General features: G+C 72.5%; 18 protein-coding genes. 11 read left to right on the top strand and 7 right to left on the bottom strand.

Annotated features, from left to right (window positions below):
• Nucleotides 1-14: 14 nt before the first annotated feature.
• On the top strand, nucleotides 15-587 hold the full coding sequence (gene thpR / locus ACZ6IM_RS14390) for an RNA 2',3'-cyclic phosphodiesterase (protein WP_052839162.1): 573 nt from the start codon (nucleotides 15-17) through the stop codon (nucleotides 585-587).
• A 141-nt stretch (nucleotides 588-728) separates the two neighbouring features.
• On the opposite strand, the gene ACZ6IM_RS14385 is transcribed toward thpR, so the two are convergent.
• Nucleotides 729-1,721, bottom strand: a complete 993-nt coding sequence (locus ACZ6IM_RS14385) for an aldo/keto reductase (RefSeq protein WP_052839163.1) — start codon at nucleotides 1,719-1,721, stop codon at nucleotides 729-731.
• A gap of 48 nt (nucleotides 1,722-1,769) precedes the next feature.
• The gene (locus ACZ6IM_RS14380; protein ID WP_052839164.1) at nucleotides 1,770-2,357 is read right to left on the bottom strand and encodes a Uma2 family endonuclease; all 588 of its coding nucleotides are present in this window, start codon (nucleotides 2,355-2,357) and stop codon (nucleotides 1,770-1,772) included.
• Nucleotides 2,358-2,447: 90 nt separating this feature from the next.
• Between ACZ6IM_RS14380 and ACZ6IM_RS14375 the strand changes: the two genes are divergently transcribed.
• The gene (locus tag ACZ6IM_RS14375; RefSeq protein ID WP_052839165.1) at nucleotides 2,448-3,215 is read left to right on the top strand and encodes an aminoglycoside adenylyltransferase domain-containing protein; all 768 of its coding nucleotides are present in this window, start codon (nucleotides 2,448-2,450) and stop codon (nucleotides 3,213-3,215) included.
• Here the strand turns inward: ACZ6IM_RS14375 and ACZ6IM_RS14370 are convergent.
• Nucleotides 3,197-3,877 (bottom strand): GDSL-type esterase/lipase family protein, encoded by a 681-nt coding sequence (locus ACZ6IM_RS14370; protein ID WP_052839296.1) that lies wholly within the window; start codon nucleotides 3,875-3,877, stop codon nucleotides 3,197-3,199. The two genes, ACZ6IM_RS14375 and ACZ6IM_RS14370, sit on opposite strands and share 19 nt — an antisense overlap.
• A 124-nt stretch (nucleotides 3,878-4,001) precedes the next feature.
• Here ACZ6IM_RS14370 and ACZ6IM_RS14365 point away from each other — a divergent pair, with 124 nt between their 5' ends.
• Nucleotides 4,002-4,988, top strand: a complete 987-nt coding sequence (locus tag ACZ6IM_RS14365; RefSeq protein ID WP_469556727.1) for a WD40 repeat domain-containing protein — start codon at nucleotides 4,002-4,004, stop codon at nucleotides 4,986-4,988.
• Here ACZ6IM_RS14365 and ACZ6IM_RS14360 read toward each other — a convergent pair.
• On the bottom strand, nucleotides 4,962-5,750 hold the full coding sequence (locus ACZ6IM_RS14360; protein WP_052839166.1) for a TetR/AcrR family transcriptional regulator: 789 nt from the start codon (nucleotides 5,748-5,750) through the stop codon (nucleotides 4,962-4,964). The genes ACZ6IM_RS14365 and ACZ6IM_RS14360 overlap by 27 nt on opposite strands.
• Before the next feature lie 95 nt (nucleotides 5,751-5,845).
• Between ACZ6IM_RS14360 and ACZ6IM_RS14355 the strand changes: the two genes are divergently transcribed.
• From ACZ6IM_RS14355 to ACZ6IM_RS14330, 6 genes are all read left to right on the top strand, one after another.
• Nucleotides 5,846-6,853 carry an ATP-binding cassette domain-containing protein gene (locus ACZ6IM_RS14355; RefSeq protein WP_469556724.1) on the top strand — a complete coding sequence of 336 codons (1,008 nt, stop codon included), beginning with the start codon at nucleotides 5,846-5,848 and terminating at the stop codon, nucleotides 6,851-6,853.
• On the top strand, nucleotides 6,850-7,692 hold the full coding sequence (locus ACZ6IM_RS14350; RefSeq protein ID WP_052839168.1) for an ABC transporter permease: 843 nt from the start codon (nucleotides 6,850-6,852) through the stop codon (nucleotides 7,690-7,692). The genes ACZ6IM_RS14355 and ACZ6IM_RS14350 overlap by 4 nt, the downstream gene beginning before the upstream one ends.
• Before the next feature lie 120 nt (nucleotides 7,693-7,812).
• Nucleotides 7,813-8,352, top strand: a complete 540-nt coding sequence (locus tag ACZ6IM_RS14345) for a hypothetical protein (protein ID WP_052839169.1) — start codon at nucleotides 7,813-7,815, stop codon at nucleotides 8,350-8,352.
• A gap of 2 nt (nucleotides 8,353-8,354) precedes the next feature.
• A complete protein-coding gene (locus tag ACZ6IM_RS14340) occupies nucleotides 8,355-9,554 on the top strand; it encodes a sensor histidine kinase (RefSeq protein WP_469556722.1) in 1,200 nt (399 codons plus the stop codon).
• Nucleotides 9,555-9,586: 32 nt separating this feature from the next.
• Entirely contained in the window at nucleotides 9,587-10,219 is a 633-nt protein-coding gene (locus ACZ6IM_RS14335; RefSeq protein WP_469556805.1) for a response regulator transcription factor, read from the top strand.
• Nucleotides 10,220-10,422: 203 nt separating this feature from the next.
• The gene (locus tag ACZ6IM_RS14330; protein ID WP_052839172.1) at nucleotides 10,423-10,800 is read left to right on the top strand and encodes a hypothetical protein; all 378 of its coding nucleotides are present in this window, start codon (nucleotides 10,423-10,425) and stop codon (nucleotides 10,798-10,800) included.
• A gap of 74 nt (nucleotides 10,801-10,874) precedes the next feature.
• On the opposite strand, the gene serC is transcribed toward ACZ6IM_RS14330, so the two are convergent.
• A complete protein-coding gene (serC, locus tag ACZ6IM_RS14325) occupies nucleotides 10,875-11,993 on the bottom strand; it encodes a phosphoserine transaminase (RefSeq protein WP_052839173.1) in 1,119 nt (372 codons plus the stop codon).
• A 111-nt stretch (nucleotides 11,994-12,104) separates the two neighbouring features.
• Here serC and ACZ6IM_RS14320 point away from each other — a divergent pair, with 111 nt between their 5' ends.
• Nucleotides 12,105-14,963: an FAD-binding and (Fe-S)-binding domain-containing protein gene (locus tag ACZ6IM_RS14320; RefSeq protein ID WP_052839298.1), complete on the top strand. Its 2,859-nt coding sequence runs from the start codon at nucleotides 12,105-12,107 to the stop codon at nucleotides 14,961-14,963.
• Nucleotides 14,964-14,977: 14 nt separating this feature from the next.
• Here ACZ6IM_RS14320 and ACZ6IM_RS14315 read toward each other — a convergent pair whose 3' ends face one another.
• Both ACZ6IM_RS14315 and ACZ6IM_RS14310 read right to left on the bottom strand, forming a co-directional pair.
• The gene (locus ACZ6IM_RS14315; RefSeq protein WP_052839174.1) at nucleotides 14,978-16,138 is read right to left on the bottom strand and encodes an alpha/beta hydrolase family protein; all 1,161 of its coding nucleotides are present in this window, start codon (nucleotides 16,136-16,138) and stop codon (nucleotides 14,978-14,980) included.
• 110 nt (nucleotides 16,139-16,248) lie between these two features.
• Nucleotides 16,249-17,100 carry an ASCH domain-containing protein gene (locus tag ACZ6IM_RS14310; protein ID WP_469556719.1) on the bottom strand — a complete coding sequence of 284 codons (852 nt, stop codon included), beginning with the start codon at nucleotides 17,098-17,100 and terminating at the stop codon, nucleotides 16,249-16,251.
• A 159-nt stretch (nucleotides 17,101-17,259) separates the two neighbouring features.
• Between ACZ6IM_RS14310 and ACZ6IM_RS14305 the strand changes: the two genes are divergently transcribed.
• A complete protein-coding gene (locus ACZ6IM_RS14305) occupies nucleotides 17,260-17,802 on the top strand; it encodes an MOSC domain-containing protein (RefSeq protein WP_052839175.1) in 543 nt (180 codons plus the stop codon).
• The last annotated feature ends 177 nt before the right edge of the window (nucleotides 17,803-17,979 follow it).

The following is a 17,979-nucleotide window of genomic DNA, read 5'->3' as shown; positions in this document are numbered from 1 at the left end:
GCGAGGCTGGCGGCATGAGACTCTTCGCCGCCGTGCTGCCGCCCGAGGACGTCACCGCCGCGCTCGCCGACGAGGTGGCCGCGCTGCGCGGGCTGCCCGGTGCGGACGGGCTGCGCTGGACCGGCCGGCCCGGGTGGCACCTCACCCTCGCCTTCTACGGCGAGGTCGACGACGAGCTGGTACCCGATCTGACGGCGCGCCTGGAGCGGGCGGCGCACCGCACCGCGCCCTTCGATCTGGCGCTGCGCGGCGGCGGCCAGTTCGGGCGCGGGCGGGCGCTGTGGGCGGGCGCCGAGGGCGGTCTGGCGACCCTGCGGCTGCTGGCCGACCGCGCGGAGGCGGCGGGACGCAGGGCGGGCGTCCCGATGAGCGAGCACCGGCGCTACAAGCCGCATCTGACCCTGGCCCGCAGCAGGCAGGCGTTCGACGTCCGCCCCTACGTCGAGGCGCTGGCCGGCTTCACCGGGCCCACCTGGACCGTGTCCGACCTGGCGCTGGTCCGCAGCAACCTGCCGGAGTCGGGCGTGGCGGGCGAGCAGCCCCGTTACGAGGCGGTCGCCCGCATGCCGCTCGGCGCCTCCGGTTAGGCTCGGGGACGTGGACCCGAAGACCCGTAACCGGATCATGGCCGGTGTGCTCGTGCTGATGCTCGTGGTGGTGGCGGTGGCGGCGGCCCTCGGCTGACCGGCCCGTGGGGCGGCCGCCGCCCCGCTCACCAGCTCACTCCGCTACCAGGCGAAGGCCTCCGGGGAGGGCCCAGGACCCGGGAAGATCTCGTCGAGCCCGGTCAGCAGCTCGTCCGACAGCTCCAGCTCCACGGCCCTGAGCGCCGACGCGAGCTGCTCGGCGGTCCGCGGACCCACGATGGGGCCGGTCACCCCGGGCCGGGTCAGCAGCCACGCCAGCGCCGCCTCGCCCGGTTCGGCACCGTGCTTGTCGAGCAGGTCCTCGTACGCCTGGATCTGCGCCCGCTTCGCCGGGTCGGCCAGGGTGTCGGCCGCGCGCCCCGAGGCCCGGCGCCCGCCCTGGACCTCCTTCCTGATGACCCCGCCGAGCAGCCCGCCGTGCAGCGGCGACCACGGGATGACGCCGAGGCCGTACTCCTGCGCGGCCGGGATCACCTCCATCTCGGCGCGGCGCTCGGCCAGGTTGTACAGGCACTGCTCGCTGACGAGGCCGATGGTCCCGCCGCGCCGGGCGGCGGTCTCGTTGGCCTGCGCGATCTTGTACCCGGGGAAGTTCGACGACCCGGCGTACAGGACCTTGCCCTGCTGCACCAGGGTGTCGATGGCCTGCCAGATCTCGTCGAACCCGGTGGCGCGGTCGATGTGGTGGAACTGGTACAGGTCGATGTGGTCGGTCCGGAGCCGCTTGAGGCTGGCGTCGACGGCACGCCGGATGTTCACGGCGGACAGCTTGTCGTGGTTGGGCCACGCCTCGCCGTCGGCGCCCATGTTGCCGTACACCTTGGTGGCGATGACCGTCTTGTCGCGCCGGTCGCCGCCCTTGGCGAACCAGTTGCCGATGATCTCCTCGGTACGGCCCTTGTTCTCGCCCCAGCCGTACACGTTGGCGGTGTCGAAGAAGTTGATGCCGGCGTCCAGCGCCGCGTCCATGATGGCGTGGCTGTCGGCCTCGTCGGTCTGCGGACCGAAGTTCATGGTGCCGAGGACGAGCCGGCTGACCTTGAGTCCCGTGCGTCCGAGCTGCGTGTACTTCATGGTCCCCAAGCCAACGACTTGGAGTGCGCTCCAGGCAAGCGGGCCCGCTCAGTCGCGGGGGAAGGCGTCGGTCCTGAGGGTGAGGTCGAGGACGGTGTCGGTGAGGTTCAGGTCCTCCCCGAAGACGACCCTCGTCTCGGTGGTGTAGTCGCCGTCCTTCGGGTGCGTGAAGATGTGGCAGCGGCCCTGGTACGGGTCGGCGATCAGGTAGAGGGGGACCTCGGCGGCGGCGTAGGCGAGCTTCTTGGGGCCGTAGTCGTTGGCTGCGGTGCCCTGGGAGATGACCTCGGCTACGAACTCGACGTCCTCGTAGCGCCAGTGGCCCGTTTCGTCCTGCTTCGCGCCGTCGCGGAGCTTGGCCACGTCGGGGCAGAAGCCGTTCTTGTGGCCTGGGAAGTCGATGCGGACGTTCGAGAGGACCACGACGTCCATGCCGAACCGGTCCTCGATGGGCCGTACGATCCGGCGGATGATTGCCCAATGCGTGTCGCGCTGCGGTGTCATGTGGACGTTGCCCCCGACGATCTCGACCCTGAATCCTTCGGGGACGGGCATCCGCTCCAGGCGCTCGAACCACGCATCCAAGCACTCCGTGTTGGCGTCGGCCATGGCGATCCTGTCTTCAAGGACGGTCATCGTGGCGCTCCTCCCCGGCTGTCCCACGGGCGGAAGCAGCCGCGCCGTACAACGATACGCACGGCGACCTGGACAGGAGAGGACGCGCATGTGCCAGAGCGGGACCGGGACCGCACCGACCACCTTGTCGCCCTCGCCCGGCGCCATCTCGACGACGATGACGGCAACGTGCTCGGCGTCTACGCGCACGGCTCCGCCACTCTCGGCGGGCTGCGACCCCACAGCGATCTCGACCTCCTCGTCGTGCTGGCGCGTCCGACGACGTACGGGCACCGCGAAGGGCTCACCGGGGAGTTGCTCGGCGTGTCAGGGGGCGAAGGACGCCCCGTCGAGCTGATCGCCGTCGTACGGGACGAGGTCCGGCCCTGGCTGTATCCGCCCCGCCGGGAGTACCTGTACGGCGAGTGGCTGCGCGACGCCTACGAACGCGGCACCGTCCCGGAGCCGGAGGACGACCCCGACCTGGCCCCGCTCCTGACCATGGTGCTGCGCGCCGACGCCCCGCTGTACGGCCCGTCGCCCGCGACCCTCCTCGACCCCGTGCCCCACGGCGATCTGCGCCGGGCGATCGCCGCCGGGGTGCCGGGGCTGCTGGAGGAGCTGGGGTCGGACACGCGCAACGTGCTGCTCACCCTCGCCCGGGTCTGGAGCACCCTCGTCACCGGTGACATCCGGTCCAAGGACGCGGTGGCCGACTGGGCCCTGACGCGCCTGCCCGCCGGTCTCCGGCCGCCGCTGGCCCACGCGCGCGCCGTCTACCTCGGGCAGGAGACGGAGAACTGGAGCGGCCGGTCCGTGCGGTCCTGTGCCGACCGGCTGGTCCGGGAGATCCAGGCGGCCTACGGGGCGGGGGAGTAGGGCCCGCCCAGCCCCCACTCCTCGTCCATCGCCGTGGCGAAGGCCTCCGCGATGCGGTGCTCGCCGCTCTCGTTGGGGTGGGTGCCGTCGTAGGTGTCCGTGTGGAAGTCGTACGCCGCGGGCGGCGGGACGAGCAGCAGCGGGGAGCCCGGGTCGTCGAGGTCGGTGGTGGTCTTCGCGAGGAGTTCGTTGAAGTGGGCGACCTGCTCGGCGAAGGACGGGTCCGCCTCCACCCGGATGTTGTGGAGGACCGGCAGCACGGCGACGCGGATACGCGGGTTCGCCGACCGGGCGGCGGCCACGAAGGCGCGGACGTTGTCGTTGGTCTGCTCGGCGTTGGTGTAGAAGCCGAGGTCGATCAGGCCCAGGGAGACCAGCAGCACGTCGGCGCGGAAGTCCCGTACGGTCTCCCCGATCAGCGGGGTCATGTGGTGCCAGCCCTCGCCCCAGCCGGCCAGGTGGGCGCGGGGGAAGCCGGGATCGGCGTAGGCGTGCGAGGTGGGGGTGTCCGTAACCTGGTCGTGGAGGGTCTCGCGTGGGCCGACGAAGGTGAAGGGGCGGCCGCAGGAGTCGCGCAGGTGCCGCCACAGCCGGTAGCGCCACGTGTGTTCGCCGGCGCTTCCGATCGTCATGGAGTCACCGACGAACATGAACCTGAGCATCCGCTCATCATGGACGATCGATCCGGCCGGCGCGATGTGAGCCCGACCACGCAGGGTGACCGGCGGGGTGACCGGCGGGGTGACCGCCGACATGAACGCCCGCGCGGGATGGCAGGCTTGGCGCATGCGCCGACCCTTCGCCCTCCTCGCCTCGGCCCTTCTCGTGGGCGCGTTCGCCGTGCCCGCCTCAGCGGCGGACGGGGACGACGGGCCCGCCGGGAGCGACGGCTTCACGATCAAGGACCCGCGCATCACCGAGTCCAGCGGCCTCGCCGCCTCCCGCCTGCACCCCGGCATCTACTGGACGCACAACGACCAGGACACCGGGCCCTACCTCTACGCCGTGGACGGCGCCACCGGCGAGACCGTCGCCCGCGTCGCGCTGTCCGGCGTCGGCACGCCCCGGGACGTCGAGGCGATCGCCATCGGGCCCGGCCACAAGATCTTCGTCGGCGACATCGGCGACAACGACGGCGTGACCTGGCCGTACGTGTGGATCTACGAGCTGCCCGAGCCGACGGAACTGAAGGACCAGACCGTCAAGGCGACGCAGTACGTGGTGAAGTACACGGACGGTTCCCGTGACGCGGAGTCGATGGTGGTCCACCCGAAGACCGGACGGGTCTACATCATCGACAAGGGCGAGGACGGCGGGCACCTGTACGAGGGCCCGGCGAAGCTGTCGTCCTCCGGCACCAACGTCTTCAAGCCCACCGTCCCCGTGGACCTGTGGGCCACCGACGCCGCGTTCTCCCCGGACGGCGAGCAGCTCGCGGTGCGCGGCTACCTCGGGGGCATCTGGTACGACTGGAACGGCGGGAAGATCCAGCGCGAGGGGCGGATCAGCGTGCCACTGGGGCAGGGCGAGTCCGCCACCTACACCGTCGACGGCAAGAAGCTGCTGCTGGGCATGGAGGGCGCCGACAGCCCCGTGAAGGCCGAGGACGTGCCCGGGGAGGGCGGCGGTTCGGGCGGGGGCGGTGCCGAATCGGGCGGGGACTCCGCCGGGTCCGACGGTCCGGGCGGGGTGACGCTCAAGGTCGGCGCGGTCGGGCTGGTCCTCGCGCTCGCGGCCCTGCTGGGCCTACGCCGTCTCTTCCGCCGCCGCTGAGCCGTCCGCCGCCCGGCGCGCGGTCACCAGGACCTCAAGGCCGTCCAGGATGCGCTGCAGCCCGAACTCGAAGTGGTCGAAGCCGGTGCCGAAGGCGTCCTCGGAGAGGGAGGACAGCACGGGGTAGCGCCCGCTGTTCATCGCCTTCACCAGCACCGGCTCCTGGGCCTGCCAGAACTCCGCGTCCGTCAGCCCGGACCTGCGCTCCGCCTCCCGCTCGTACACCTGCGTGCGGGCGGCCCCGACGACGTACCCGTCGATCATGACGATCGCCGAGACCAGCTCGGCGTCGGTCAGGCCCATCGGCTTGATCCGGGCGAGCACCTTCTCCATGCTGTCCAGGGCGGAGGGGCCGAGGATCGGGCGGGACTGGTTGACCTCCAGCAGCCAGGTGTGGCGGCGGTAGAGGGCGAGCGTGGCGTGGCCGAGGGCCTCCAGCGCCGAGCGCCAGCCGCCGTCGCCGAGGTCGGCGGGGTTCTGGGACGGGCGCTGCACGCGGTCCAGCATCAGGTCGAGCAGCTCGCCCTTGCCGGGGACGTAGCGGTACAGGGACATCGTGCCGGTGCCCAGCTCGGTGGCGATCCGGCGCATCGAGACGGCGCCCAGACCGTCCCGGTCCGCGACCTCGACGGCGGCCTCCACGATCCGCTCCAGCGTCAGGCCCGGCCTCGGGCCCCGGCTGGGGCGCCGGCCGGTGTCCCACAACAGTTCGAGGGTGCGGCCGATGTCGCCGCTGCCGCTGGTCTCCGCACCGCTTGCCATGGGGCCAGTTTAGAACCGCGTCCGAAAACTGGGTACGCCGTACGCGCAATCGGGTACGGTGTACTCAGTTGGGAAGTGAAAGGGGGCTGGGACCCATGAGCGACACGTACGCGGTACGGGCCGAGGGCCTGGAGAAGCGGTACGGCGACAAACGCGCCCTGGACGGCTTCGACCTGACCGTCCGCGAGGGCACCGTGCACGGCCTGCTCGGGCCGAACGGCGCGGGCAAGACCACGGCCGTGCGCATCCTGTCCACGCTGATCCGCCTGGACGGGGGACGGGCCGAGGTGGCGGGCCTCGACATCGCCCGGCAGGCCCGCGAGGTGCGGGCGCGGATCGGCCTCACCGGCCAGTACGCGGCCGTGGACGAGGTGCTCACCGGCCGGCAGAACCTGGAGATGTTCGGCCGCCTGTTCCACCTGGGCGGCAGGCGGGCCCGGGCCCGCGCGGCCGAGCTGCTGGAGCGGTTCGATCTGGCCGACGCCGCCGACCGGGGCGTGGGCAAGTACAGCGGCGGCATGCGGCGCCGCCTCGACCTCGCCGCGTCGATGATCCTCGCCCCGGCCGTCCTGTTCCTGGACGAGCCGACGACGGGCCTGGACCCGCGCAGCCGCGGCGAGGTCTGGGAGTCGGTCCGCGCGCTGGTGGCGGGCGGCACGACGGTCCTGCTGACCACGCAGTACCTGGAGGAGGCCGACAAGCTCGCCTCCCGCATCACCGTCATCGACCGGGGCCGGGCCATCGCCGACGACACCCCGGACGGGCTGAAGAACCTGGTCGGCGGCGACCGGATCGAGGTCGTGGTCGCCGACCGGGCCGAGATCCCACGGGCGGTGAAGACGGTCGCCCGGGTCTGCAGGGGCGAACCCGCGGTGGAAGAGGAGGCGCTGCGCGTGCACGCCCCGGTCACCGACCGGGTGTCGGCCCTGACCGAGGTGGCGCGCACCCTCCAGGACGAGGGCGTCGCCGTGGAGGACATCGGACTGCGCAGGCCGAGCCTGGACGACGTGTTCCTGCGCCTGACCGGTCACCGCACGGGCGCGGAGCACGCCGAGGGCACGCGGAGCGCGTCGAGCGCGCAGAAGGAGACGGTGGCGGCATGAGTGCCCTCGACCTCGACAGCGCCGCAGGGCCGGCGACGGCCCCGCCCGAGCGCGGGAGGCTGTACTGGCTGCTCGCCGACTGCGGCAACATCGTCCGCCGCGGCCTGACCCACTACCAGCGCCAGCCCGTCAACATCGCCTGGCAACTGGGCTTCCCGATCCTGTCGGTCCTCCTCTACGGCTATGTCTTCGGCAGCGCGATGACGGTGCCCGGCGGCGGGGACTACAAGGACTTCCTGATGCCGGGCATGTTCGTGATGACCATGGCGTTCGGCTTCATCAACACCGCGACCGTCGTCGTGTACGACTCCACCAAGGGGGTCATCGACCGGTTCCGCTCCATGCCGATGGCGTCGTCCGCGGTGGTGGCGGGGCGCGGGGTGACCGATCTGGTCGTCGCCTGCGCGGAGTTGGCCATCATGATGCTGACGGCGGTGGCCATGGGCTGGCGTCCGGACGGCGGCTGGGGTTTCCTGGCCGCGTTCGGACTGCTGCTGTGGCTGCGGTTCGCGCTGATCTGGATCGGCGTGTGGCTGGGCCTCCTGGTCCCCAACCCGGAGGCGGCGGGCGGCCTGTTCGCCGTGGCCTTCCCGCTGACGATGATCTCCAGCATCTTCGTCGCCCCGCAGCTCATGCCCGACTGGCTGGGCTGGGTGGCCGCCTGGAACCCGATCTCGTCCACGGCGGCGGCCGCCCGCGAGCTGTTCGGCACGCCGGTCGGCGGCGGCGACTCGTGGGTCGAGCAGCACGCGCTGCTGATGGCGGGCGTGTGGCCGGTGATCCTGACGGCGGTCTTCCTGCCGCTGGCGGTACGGAGGTTCCAGCGGCTGAGCCGGTAGGGGTGTTCCGGGCGGGGGCGGCCGGGCCGGGGGTGGAGGCCGGGGGAGCGGTGGATCTCCACCCCCGGCTCCACCCGTGGGTCCAGGTGTCGCGGCCCTGGTCCGAGGAGCCTTGAAGGCATGACAGCAACCGAGTGGATCACCGACATCGCCCTCGTCCTCGTCGTCTTCCGGCAGCTGCGGGAAGGCCGGCTCGACCGCAGGACCTTCCTGATCCCGCTGGGGATCGTGGCCTTCGTGGCGTACTCGTACCTGGACTCCGTCCCGACCGGTGGCAACGACCTGGTGCTGATCGCGGCCCTGGCGGGCGCGGGCGCCGTACTCGGCGTCGCGGGCGGCATCTACACCCGGATCCGGGCGCTCGACGGGCACCTCATGATCAAGGCCGGGGCGGTGTCGGCGATCCTGTGGGTGCTGGGCATGGGCGCCCGCATGGGCTTCCAGGTCTGGGTCGAGCACGGTGGCGGCGCCGACGACGTCGCCCGGTTCAGCATCGCTCACCACATCACGGGCGACCAGGCGTGGGTGACGGCGTTCGTGCTGATGGCGGTCACCGAGGTGGTCACGCGGGTGGCCACGATCTACGTACGCAGCCGCGTCCGGGCCGGGGCCGTGGCTCCCGCGGCTTCCACCGCGCCCGTCCTCGACCGTACGGCCTGACCGTGCGCTATGTTCTGCCGGTGTCCGCCACCGAGAACACCCCGCCCCCGCACCCGGGGGCGGACCCGCGGCCGGTGCCCGGTCAGGACCCGCGTGTGCAGTGGGGCCTGAGCTTCGCGGTCGTCGCCGTGGGAGTCCTGACGATCCGGCCCCTGGGGTTCGGCGGCCAGGGCCTGGCGGTCGCCGTCCTGTTCGTGCTCAACTCCGCGGCGCTGCTCGGCCGGGGCGTGCCCGAGCACCGGGTGCCCCCGCGGGTGGCGCTCACCTGGCTCACCTCCGGCATCGCCGCGGCCGCCGCCCTGATCGGCGTCAGCGGCAGCGGCACGAGCTACCTGTTCGCGTTCTTCCTCGCCGGGCACATCGGCTACCGGCTCGACACCAGGCGGGCCCTCGCCCTCGCGGGGACGTGCTCCCTGCTCTGCGCCGGTGTCCTGTACTTCCACCTGGGTCCGGGGGACCCGGAACTGCCCTGGGTGCTCGGCCTCACCACCGGCGTCCCGGTCGTGGTCGGCATCCTCAACCGCACCCAGCGCCAGGCCGTACGGTCGGCGCTCTCGGCCGCCGAGTCGGCGGAACGCGCCGCCCGCGCGGAGGCCCGGACCGCCGTCCTCACCGAGCGCGGCCGGATCGCCCGGGACGTGCACGACGTCCTCGCGCACTCCCTGGCCGGGATCAACATGCAGTTGGAGCTGGCCGACGCCCTGCTCGACACCGGAGACCTGGAGAAGGTCCGGGAGGCCAACAACAAGGCCCACGGCCTGGTCAAGGAGAGCCTGAAGCAGGCGCAGTGGACCGTGCACGCGCTGCGCGAGGACGCGTTGCCGCTGCTGGAGAGCCTGACCGCGATGATCGAATCGGCGGGCCACCACGACGCCCCGACGGTCCGGGGCACCGTCCGGGAGGCACCGGCCCAGGTGACGCAGAACCTGCTGAGGATCGCCCAGGAGGCCCTGACCAACGCGGCCAGGCACGCTCCCGGCGCAAAGGTCGCCGTGGAGCTGACGTTCACCGCCGCATCGATCACACTGAGGGTCCGCAACCGGCCCGCCACCCGCGCGGTGACCCCGGGCATCGGCAGCGGGATGGGCCTGATCGGAATGCGCGAGCGCGTCGCCCTGCTGGGCGGGAGCGTCACCGCGGGGCCGGTCACCGAGGGACCGGACCAGGGCGGCTGGCAGGTGGAAGCGGTGATTCCAGGATGAGCGAACAGACTTAGGGACCGGCGCGGTTGAAGGTGGTCGTCGCCGACGACCAGGCCGCTGTGCGGGAGCCGCTGGCCGCGGTGCTCGGCCTGGCCGAGGACATCGAGGTCGTCGCGGCGGCCGCGGACGGCGGCGAGGTACTGGCGGCGGTCGCCGCCGGCCCCGTCGACGTGGTGCTGATGGACCTGCGCATGCCCGTGCTGGACGGCATCGAGACCACCCGCCGCCTGACCGAGGAGCATCCGGAGGTGGCGGTGGTCGTCCTGACCACCTTCGCCGACGACGACTCGATCCTCGGCGCCCTGGGCGCGGGCGCCCGCGGCTACCTGACCAAGAACGCGGGACGCCAGGACATCACCCGGGCCATCCGGGCCGCCGGCGCGGGCCAGTCCGTGCTCGACCGCGAGGTCCAGGCCCGCCTGCTCGCCACGGCCAGGGCACAGGCGGCGCCCGCTCCCGGCCGGCCCCTCCCGGACGACCTCACACCCCGCGAGCGCGAGGTCCTCGCTCTGATCGGCCAGGGCCTGTCCAACCGGGGCATCGCCGAGAAGCTCTTCATCAGCGAGGCCACGGTCAAGACCCACATCAACAACCTGTTCGCCAAGGCCCACCTCCGCGACCGCCCGGACGCGATCCGCCGCGCCATCGCGGCGGGGCTGGCCTGACACCTCGGAGTGGACACCGACCTCACCGAGATCAGGCCACTTGAGCGCCGAGTGGACAGCGTCTTCCGGGTGCACGTGCCCGGCGAGGAGGGTGGCTTCGTGCTCGCCGTGGAGTCGCAGGGCAAGCCGGACCCGTCTTCTCCGCACTCGCCTACGCCACGGATTCGGGGCTGACTGCGATACTTGACGCGCTGGCGTCAGGAGTGGCGGACGACGCCGAGAAGTCCGGGTCTGTGGACGTCGACCGAGTGGACTGGGCGGAGATCGTCGAAATCGGACTGGGCGAAGGCCCGGGTCGTGACTACTGGAGGCACCTGATGGCCACTTACACCCCGAACTTCCCGGGCAGTAACACCATCGTCGAGGAGTCCTGGCTCGGAGGCCGTGCCACGGGCCAGACCGAAGGCAAGGCCGAGGGCAAGGCAGAAGACATTCTGCACATTCTTGAGGTGCGGGGTGTCGAGATCCCCGAGTCCGTCCGGGAGCGAGTCACCGTCTGCACGGATCTCGACGTGCTGGGCACCTGGCTCGACCGCTCGCTGAGCGTGGAGCGCGCCGAGGAGCTGTTCGTCGAGGAGTAGAGCCCACGGACGCACGAAGGGCGCCCGGCGGATCGTGCGGCGGGCGCCCTTCGTCGTTGGACCGGTGGTGGCGGCTACAGCTTCTCGATCACGTGGTCGACGCACTTCGTGAGCGCCTCGACGTCCGCCGGGTCGATCGCCGGGAACATCGCGACGCGCAGCTGGTTGCGGCCGAGCTTGCGGTACGGCTCGGTGTCGACGATGCCGTTGGCGCGCAGCACCTTGGCGACGGCGGCGGCGTCGATGTCGTCGGCGAAGTCGATGGTGCCGATGACCTGCGAGCGCTTGGCCGGGTCGGAGACGAACGGGGTGGCGTACTTGGACTCGTCGGCCCACGTGTACAGGCGGGTCGAGGAGTCCTTGGTGCGTCCGGTGGTGAAGTCCAGGCCGCCCTGGCCGTTCATCCAGTCCAGCTGCTCGCCCAGGAGGAAGAGCGTCGCGAGCGCCGGGGTGTTGTACGTCTGGTTCTTGCGGGAGTTGTCGATCGCGGTCGGCAGCGAGAAGAACTCCGGGACGTGGCGGCCGGACGCGTGGACCCGCTCGGCGCGCTCGATCGCGGCCGGGGAGAACACGCCGATCCACAGGCCGCCGTCGGAGGCGAAGGACTTCTGCGGGGCGAAGTAGTAGACGTCGGTCTCGGTGATGTCGACCGGCAGGCCGCCCGCGCCGGACGTCGCGTCGACCAGGACGAGGGCGCCCTCGTCGGCACCGGCCACGCGCTTGACGGGCATGGCGACACCGGTGGAGGTCTCGTTGTGCGTCAGGCCGTACACGTCCACGCCGGCCTCGGCGCGCGCCTCGGGGTGGGTGCCCGGGTCGGCGGAGACGACGGTCGGCTCGGCCAGCCAGGGCGCCAGCTTGGCGGCCTTGGCGAACTTGGAGGAGAACTCGCCGAAGCTCAGGTGCTGCGACTTGTTCTCGATCAGGCCGTGGGTCGCGACGTCCCAGAACGCGGTGGAGCCGCCGTTGCCGAGGATCACCTCGTAGCCGTCGGGGAGCCGGAACAGCTCGCGGATGCCCTCGCGGACCTTGCCGACCAGGTTCTTGACGGGCGCCTGGCGGTGGGAGGTGCCGAGCAGGGACGTACCGGTGGCGGCCAGGGCGTCCAGCGCCTCCACCCGCACCTTGGAGGGGCCCGCGCCGAATCGACCGTCCGCGGGCTTGATGTCAGCAGGAATCTGGATCTCAGCCACGAGCCGGAGGGTATCGCCTCGGCCAAACCGGGCGAAGACATGTCCGTCCGATGAGACGAGATCTCCGCCGTGCGGACCTGTAGGGAGCTACCAGAGCCCATGCTGGAGGGCATGACCGATCTGGAGGCAGCACTGCGCAGGGCCGTCCGCGGCGAGGTCGGGTTCGACACCACGTCCCGGGCGCTGACCACCATGGACGCCTCGAACTACCGGCGGGTCCCGCTCGGTGTCGTGGCCCCGAGGGACGCCGACGACGTGGCGGGCGTGCTGGAGGTGTGCCGGGAGCGCGGGGTGCCGGTCGTGGCGCGGGGCGGCGGTACGTCGATCGCCGGGCAGGCGACGGGCACGGGGGTGGTGCTGGACTTCACCCGGCACATGAACCGGCTGGTCGGAATCGATCCGGAGGCGCGTACGGCCGTCGTCCAGCCGGGGCTGGTCCTCGACCGTCTCCAGGACGCCGCCGCGCCGCACGGACTGCGTTTCGGGCCCGACCCCGCCACCCACAGCCGCTGCACCCTCGGCGGAATGATCGGCAACAACTCCTGCGGCTCCCACTCGGTGGCCTGGGGCACGACGGCGGACAGCGTGCGCGAGCTGACCGTGCTCACCGCGCGGGGGCGGCGGCTGCGGCTCGGGCAGGCGTGGTCCGGGGCGCCCGAGGGCCTGCGCGCGCTGGTGGACGGCGACCTGGCCTGCCTGCGTACCGGCTTCCCGGACCTCCCGCGCCGCATCTCCGGCTACGCGCTGGACGCCCTGCTCCCGGAGCGGGGCGCGGACGTGGCCCGCTCCTTCTGCGGCTCGGAGGGCACGCTCGGCGTGCTGACCGAGGCGGTCGTACGGCTGGTCGAGTCGCCCCGCGCGCGTGCGCTGGCGGTGCTGGGCTACGCCGACGAGGCCGGTGCGGCGGAGGCGGCGGCCGGACTGCTGCCGCTCGGTCCGCTCACGGTGGAGGGCATGGCGGTGGACCTGGTGCCGTCCACGCAGGGGCTGCCGCGGGGCGGGGCCTGGCTGTTCGTGGAGACGGGCGGCGACACGGAGGCGGAGGCGCGGGCGCGTGCCCAGGCGGTGGTCCGGGCGGCGGACGTCGTGGACGCCCTCGTGGTCACCGACCCGGCCGGGCAGCGGACGCTGTGGCGCATCCGGGAGGACGCGAGCGGTACGGCGACGCGGATGCCGGACGGCTCGGAGGCCTGGCCCGGCTGGGAGGACTGCGCCGTGCCACCCGCCCGGCTGGGCGGCTACCTGCGGGACTTCAGGACCCTGCTGACCTCCCACGGCCTGCGTGGCACGCCGTACGGGCACTTCGGTGACGGCTGCATCCACGTACGCATCGACTTCGACCTGCTGACGGACGCCGGGGTGGCCCGTTTCCGCCGCTTCTCGGAGGAGCTGGCGGACGTGGTCGTGGCGCACGGCGGCTCGCTGTCCGGGGAGCACGGCGACGGGCAGGCGCGGGCGGAGCTGCTGCCGAGGATGTACGGCACGCGGACAGTCGCCCTCTTCGAACGCGCCAAGGCCGTCTGGGACCCGGACGACCTCCTCAACCCCGGCATGCTGGTCCGCCCGGCGCCGCTCGACGCGAACCTCCGCTTCTCCGTCCTGCCGCGCGAGCCGGTGGACGTGGAGTTCGGCTACCCGTCCGACGGCGGCGACTTCTCGGCGGCGGTGCGCCGCTGCGTGGGGGTCGCCAAGTGCCGTACGACGTCGGTGTCGGGAGCGGGCGTGATGTGCCCGTCCTTCCGTGCCACGGGGGACGAGCAGCACTCCACGCGCGGCCGGGCCCGGCTGCTGCACGAGATGCTCGCGGGCGAGTTGGTGACCGACGGCTGGCGCTCGCCGGAGGTCCGGGACGCCCTGGACCTGTGCCTGTCCTGCAAGGGCTGCCGCTCCGACTGCCCGGTCGAGGTCGACATGGCCACGTACAAGGCGGAGTTCCTGCACCACCACTACGCCGGGCGCCGCCGCCCCGCCGCCCACTACGTGATGGGGTGGCTGCCGGTGTGGCTGCGCTGGGCGGCCCGGGCGCGGGTGGCGCCGGTCGTCAACGCGCTCGCGTCGGTACGGCCGTTGGCCGCGGTGGCGAAGCGGCTGGGCGGGATCGCCGGGGAGCGGGAGGTGCCGCGGCTGGCCGGGGAGACGTTCAGCAGGTGGTGGCGGGGGCGGGGAGGGCCGGCCGGGGGCGGCGACCTGGTGGTCCTGTGGCCGGACACCTTCACCGAGCACCTTTCGCCCTCCGTCGGCCGGGCGGCCGTACGGGTGCTGGAGGCGGCGGGGCTGCGGGTGGTGCTGCCGCCGACGCTGCGGGGACGTGCGGTGGTCGGCGACGGGACGTCGAGGTCGGCGGCCCCGCTCCTGTCCCTGCTGACGGCCCGCCGGGGGCAGGTCTGCTGCGGCCTGACGTACGTCTCGACGGGCCAACTGGACCGCGCCCGCACGGTGATGCGCCGCACGCTGGACCTGATGGCCCCCGTGCTGGAGACGTCCGCACCGGTCGTCGTCCTGGAGCCGAGCTGTGCCGCCGCCCTGCGCACGGACCTGCCCGAGCTGCTGCACGACGACCCGCGCGCGGCCCGGCTGGCGGCGCGGGTGCTGACCTTCGCGGAGGTGCTGGAGCGCCACGCCCCCGACTGGACCCCGCCCGCCGTGAACCGTCCGGTCACCGGCCAGACCCACTGCCACCAGCACGCGGTCCTGGGCGACGCGGCCGACCGGCGGCTGCGCGAGTCGGCGGGCCTGACCGGCGGGCTGAGCGGCGGCTGCTGCGGTCTCGCGGGCAACTTCGGCTTCGAGGACGGCCACTACGAGGTGTCGGCCGCGTGCGCGGAGGACCAGCTCCTCCCGGCGGTGCGCGAGGCCCCGGACGGCGCGGTGGTCCTGGCGGACGGCTTCTCGTGCCGGACCCAGCTGGAGCAGCTGGCGGGAGTGCGGGGGCGGCACCTCGCGGAGGTGCTGGCGGAGGGGCTGGAGTGAGGCTCCGGTGGTGGCTACGGCCGGTGGAACGCGACCTCGGGGTGTGAGGGCGTGGGGCCGTGCAGGAGCGTCTGGGGGATGCCCCGCAGATGGAGGTCGAAGAAGGCACGGACGTAGTCCCGGGTGATATACCAACCCCGCTCGCCCGAGAGCGGGACCTCCGGATCCGCCAGCCCCAGCTGCTCCGCCAGCCAGGGGATGTCGGTGAAGGAGAAGTGCCCGGCCCCGGTCACGGTCAGCCAGCGTTTCCAGCCGTGCAGACGCTCCCAGGTGGCGGGCCAGTCGCTGCCGGTGTCGGCGGGACCGTGGACGTCCTCGGCGCCGACCATCATGAACGGACGCCGGCCGAGTCCGGACCCGGCGTCGCGCACGAAGAACCCCCCGTCGAGGTTGACCCCCGCCCGTACGCGGCGGTCGGCGGCCATCGTCGCCATGGCGGCCGCTCCCCCGATCGAATGCCCGGCGACGCCGATACGGTGCGAGTCGATCACGGGGGCGAGCGCCCCCGCGCGCCGGTGGCCGGTCAACTCGTCGATCACGAAGGACAGGTCCGCGGCCCGGCCCTCCACCACGGCCGCCTCCTCGACGTCGACGCCGACCCGGTCGCAGGCCACACAGGGCGGGACCCGGCCGCCGGGGAACTCCGTGCCGACGGACTCGTAGGCGTGGTCCACGGCGGCCACCACGTAACCGCGGCCGGCCAGTTCCTCGGCGAGCGCGGTGAGCGTGGTGCGCGGCATCGAGAAGCCGGGGGACAGCAGGACGAGGGGAAAGCGACCCGGCGCGGGAGGTGCGCCGACCCGCGCATGCGTCCGCGTCCCCGCGACCGTCGCGGCCGGCACGACCCCGGCGAGTCCTTTGACCTCCAGGAGCCGCTGCGCCTCGCTCTCGGTCATGTACCGCGCCGGGGTCCCACCGGACGGGCGTGCCGGGTAGGAAACGGACACCATCAGCTCCCTGCCGCGCGCCGTCGGCACCCAGGGGTCGGCGCGGTGCCGGTCGACGAGGTGCAGGGTGCGGCGGCCCACGGGGTGGGGGCCGGTGGGGGTGGGCAGCTCCAGGGCGGTGTCGGGAGCCGACGACGCGGGGGCCGCTCCCAGGAGGGGGACGGACAGACCCCCCGCGATCAGCGCGGTCAGGACGGTCCTGCGTGAGGTGCGTGATCTTCCGGTCATGCGGACGACGCTAGGCGCCGGTGCCCGCTCAACGCGTCGGCCCGGGGCGGTACTTGGGCGTACGCCCGGAGGCTGATCCCGGGAGCCCGGATGGCACCGTGGGATCAGTGTCAGGTCCCGGAGCCAGTGTCCCCGGCTCTCCGCCACGCCTCCGCGGTCCGAGGGGCACCGGTTCCGTCGTCGACCTGGAAGGTGATCACGTCGACCTCGTCGGTTCCCGCCAGATCCGGGTAGTGGCCCTTGAGGCCTTTCCGGAGTTCGTCCGCGGTCGCCAGACCCTCGGCCTGGGCGTCCTGGTCGGTGAGTTCGCTGACCAGGCAGTGCTTGATGCCGGTCACTTCTGCCGACAACACGACTTCCGGGTCGCTTTCGAACACCAGCCGTGCCGGCCCGAGCTGGGCCGGGTCCCGGAAGCGGGTGGTTCTGGTCTTGGTGCCGGAGCGGACGTCTTCGAGGTAGCGGGGGTTGAACCGGATGACCGGGGGACCGGCCGTATAGGGGTCCTGGTAGAGCGACGGGTCGAGACCCTTCATGCCTTCCGGGGTCCATTGTTGGGTCAGCGGCATCAGGTCGGCGGCGAGCACGGATCTGAGCCCCGCGGGCGTGGGCACGATGACGCGCATGGCGGGGTAGTAGTCCACGAAGACCTGCCGATCGCGCCCGCACGGACCGACGACCCCGCGTCCGTGGTTTCCCACGGCGACGATGCAGCGCATCTGGCGGGCACCCCGGGCTCGCGCGGCTCCCAGAGCCACGAGTTCGGCGCAGGGGCCGCCGGTGAAGTGGTAGAGGTTCACGCCGGCGAACATCCGGTAGTCGGCGGCCATGACCGCGGCGCCCATCGTGTGGACCCCGTCCTCGTCGGGCCCGGCGTCGGTATGCGCGTCTATGGTGCGGCGTGCCAGCTCCACGAGCTCACGCTCGTCGTCGTCGAGAGCTCGTGCAGAGGGCGGTACGTACACCTGTCGGCCTTCCCTTCCGTCAGCGGGCGCCGAAGAGCTTCCCATGCCGCGCAGCTGGGCTCCACGGGATTTCGGCCTGCCCCGACCGGCGCCTTGTGCCGATCCCATGGGCGGGGGCTAGGGTCGTGGCCGATCGTGTCACTGAGGAGGGGGCCGAGGATGAGCGGGACGGTGGCGGCAGTCAGCAGCAACGGCGTGTACTCGTTCACCAAGCCGAACCGGGACGGCATCACGCTGCTCGCCGGGCTCGGGGTGGAGGGCGACGTCCATGCCGGCGTGACGGTCAAGCATCGCTCACGCGTCGCGCAGGACCCCACCCAGCCGAACCTGCGCCAGGTCCACCTCATCCATGAAGAGCTCTTCGCAGAGGTCGGTGCGGAGGGATTCAAGGTGGCGCCCGGCGACCTCGGCGAGAACATCACCACCCGTGGCATCGATCTGCTCGGCCTGCCGGCCGGCACGCTGCTGCGCGTCGGCGACGACGCAGTGCTGGAGGTGACCGGCCTGCGCAACCCCTGCCTGCAGATCGACAACTTCCGAGACGGGCTGCTGAAGCAGGTGGTCGGCCGCGACGAGAGCGGGAACGTCGTACGCAAGGCCGGAATCATGAGCATCGTGAAGGCGGGTGGCGCAGTGCGCCCGGGCGACACGATCAAAGCGGAGCTTCCCAGCGGGCCGCACCGGCCCCTGGAGCGGGTCTGACGGCTCGCGATCGGGTGAGTCCGTTCGCGTGAACGGCGCCACTGTCAGCCGCGCGATCAGCGGGAGGAGCGCTTCCCGCTCCGAGGTGCCGGAACCGCGCGCCGCCGCCGACGCGTGATCGTTCGTATGGACGGTTCGGATCAAGCGGCAGATCGGCGGCGGTGGGGCGGCAAGCGG

The sequence above is a fragment of the Streptomyces sp. NPDC042336 genome, assembly GCF_055581985.1.
The sequence above is the reverse complement of the archived record's forward strand: the minus strand, read 5'-3'. Positions and strand labels throughout refer to the sequence as shown.

Bases quoted from the DNA above. Each gene is read 5' to 3' on its own strand.
- thpR (WP_052839162.1), top strand. From the start codon at position 15: ATGAGACTCTTCGCCGCCGTGCTGCCGCCCGAGGACGTCACCGCCGCG.
- ACZ6IM_RS14385 (WP_052839163.1), bottom strand. From the start codon at position 1,721: ATGAAGTACACGCAGCTCGGACGCACGGGACTCAAGGTCAGCCGGCTC.
- ACZ6IM_RS14380 (WP_052839164.1), bottom strand. From the start codon at position 2,357: ATGACCGTCCTTGAAGACAGGATCGCCATGGCCGACGCCAACACGGAG.
- ACZ6IM_RS14370 (WP_052839296.1), bottom strand. From the start codon at position 3,877: ATGCTCAGGTTCATGTTCGTCGGTGACTCCATGACGATCGGAAGCGCC.
- ACZ6IM_RS14365 (WP_469556727.1), top strand. From the start codon at position 4,002: ATGCGCCGACCCTTCGCCCTCCTCGCCTCGGCCCTTCTCGTGGGCGCG.
- ACZ6IM_RS14360 (WP_052839166.1), bottom strand. From the start codon at position 5,750: ATGGCAAGCGGTGCGGAGACCAGCGGCAGCGGCGACATCGGCCGCACC.
- ACZ6IM_RS14355 (WP_469556724.1), top strand. From the start codon at position 5,846: ATGAGCGACACGTACGCGGTACGGGCCGAGGGCCTGGAGAAGCGGTAC.
- ACZ6IM_RS14350 (WP_052839168.1), top strand. From the start codon at position 6,850: ATGAGTGCCCTCGACCTCGACAGCGCCGCAGGGCCGGCGACGGCCCCG.
- ACZ6IM_RS14345 (WP_052839169.1), top strand. From the start codon at position 7,813: ATGACAGCAACCGAGTGGATCACCGACATCGCCCTCGTCCTCGTCGTC.
- ACZ6IM_RS14320 (WP_052839298.1), top strand. From the start codon at position 12,105: ATGACCGATCTGGAGGCAGCACTGCGCAGGGCCGTCCGCGGCGAGGTC.
- ACZ6IM_RS14315 (WP_052839174.1), bottom strand. From the start codon at position 16,138: ATGACCGGAAGATCACGCACCTCACGCAGGACCGTCCTGACCGCGCTG.
- ACZ6IM_RS14305 (WP_052839175.1), top strand. From the start codon at position 17,260: ATGAGCGGGACGGTGGCGGCAGTCAGCAGCAACGGCGTGTACTCGTTC.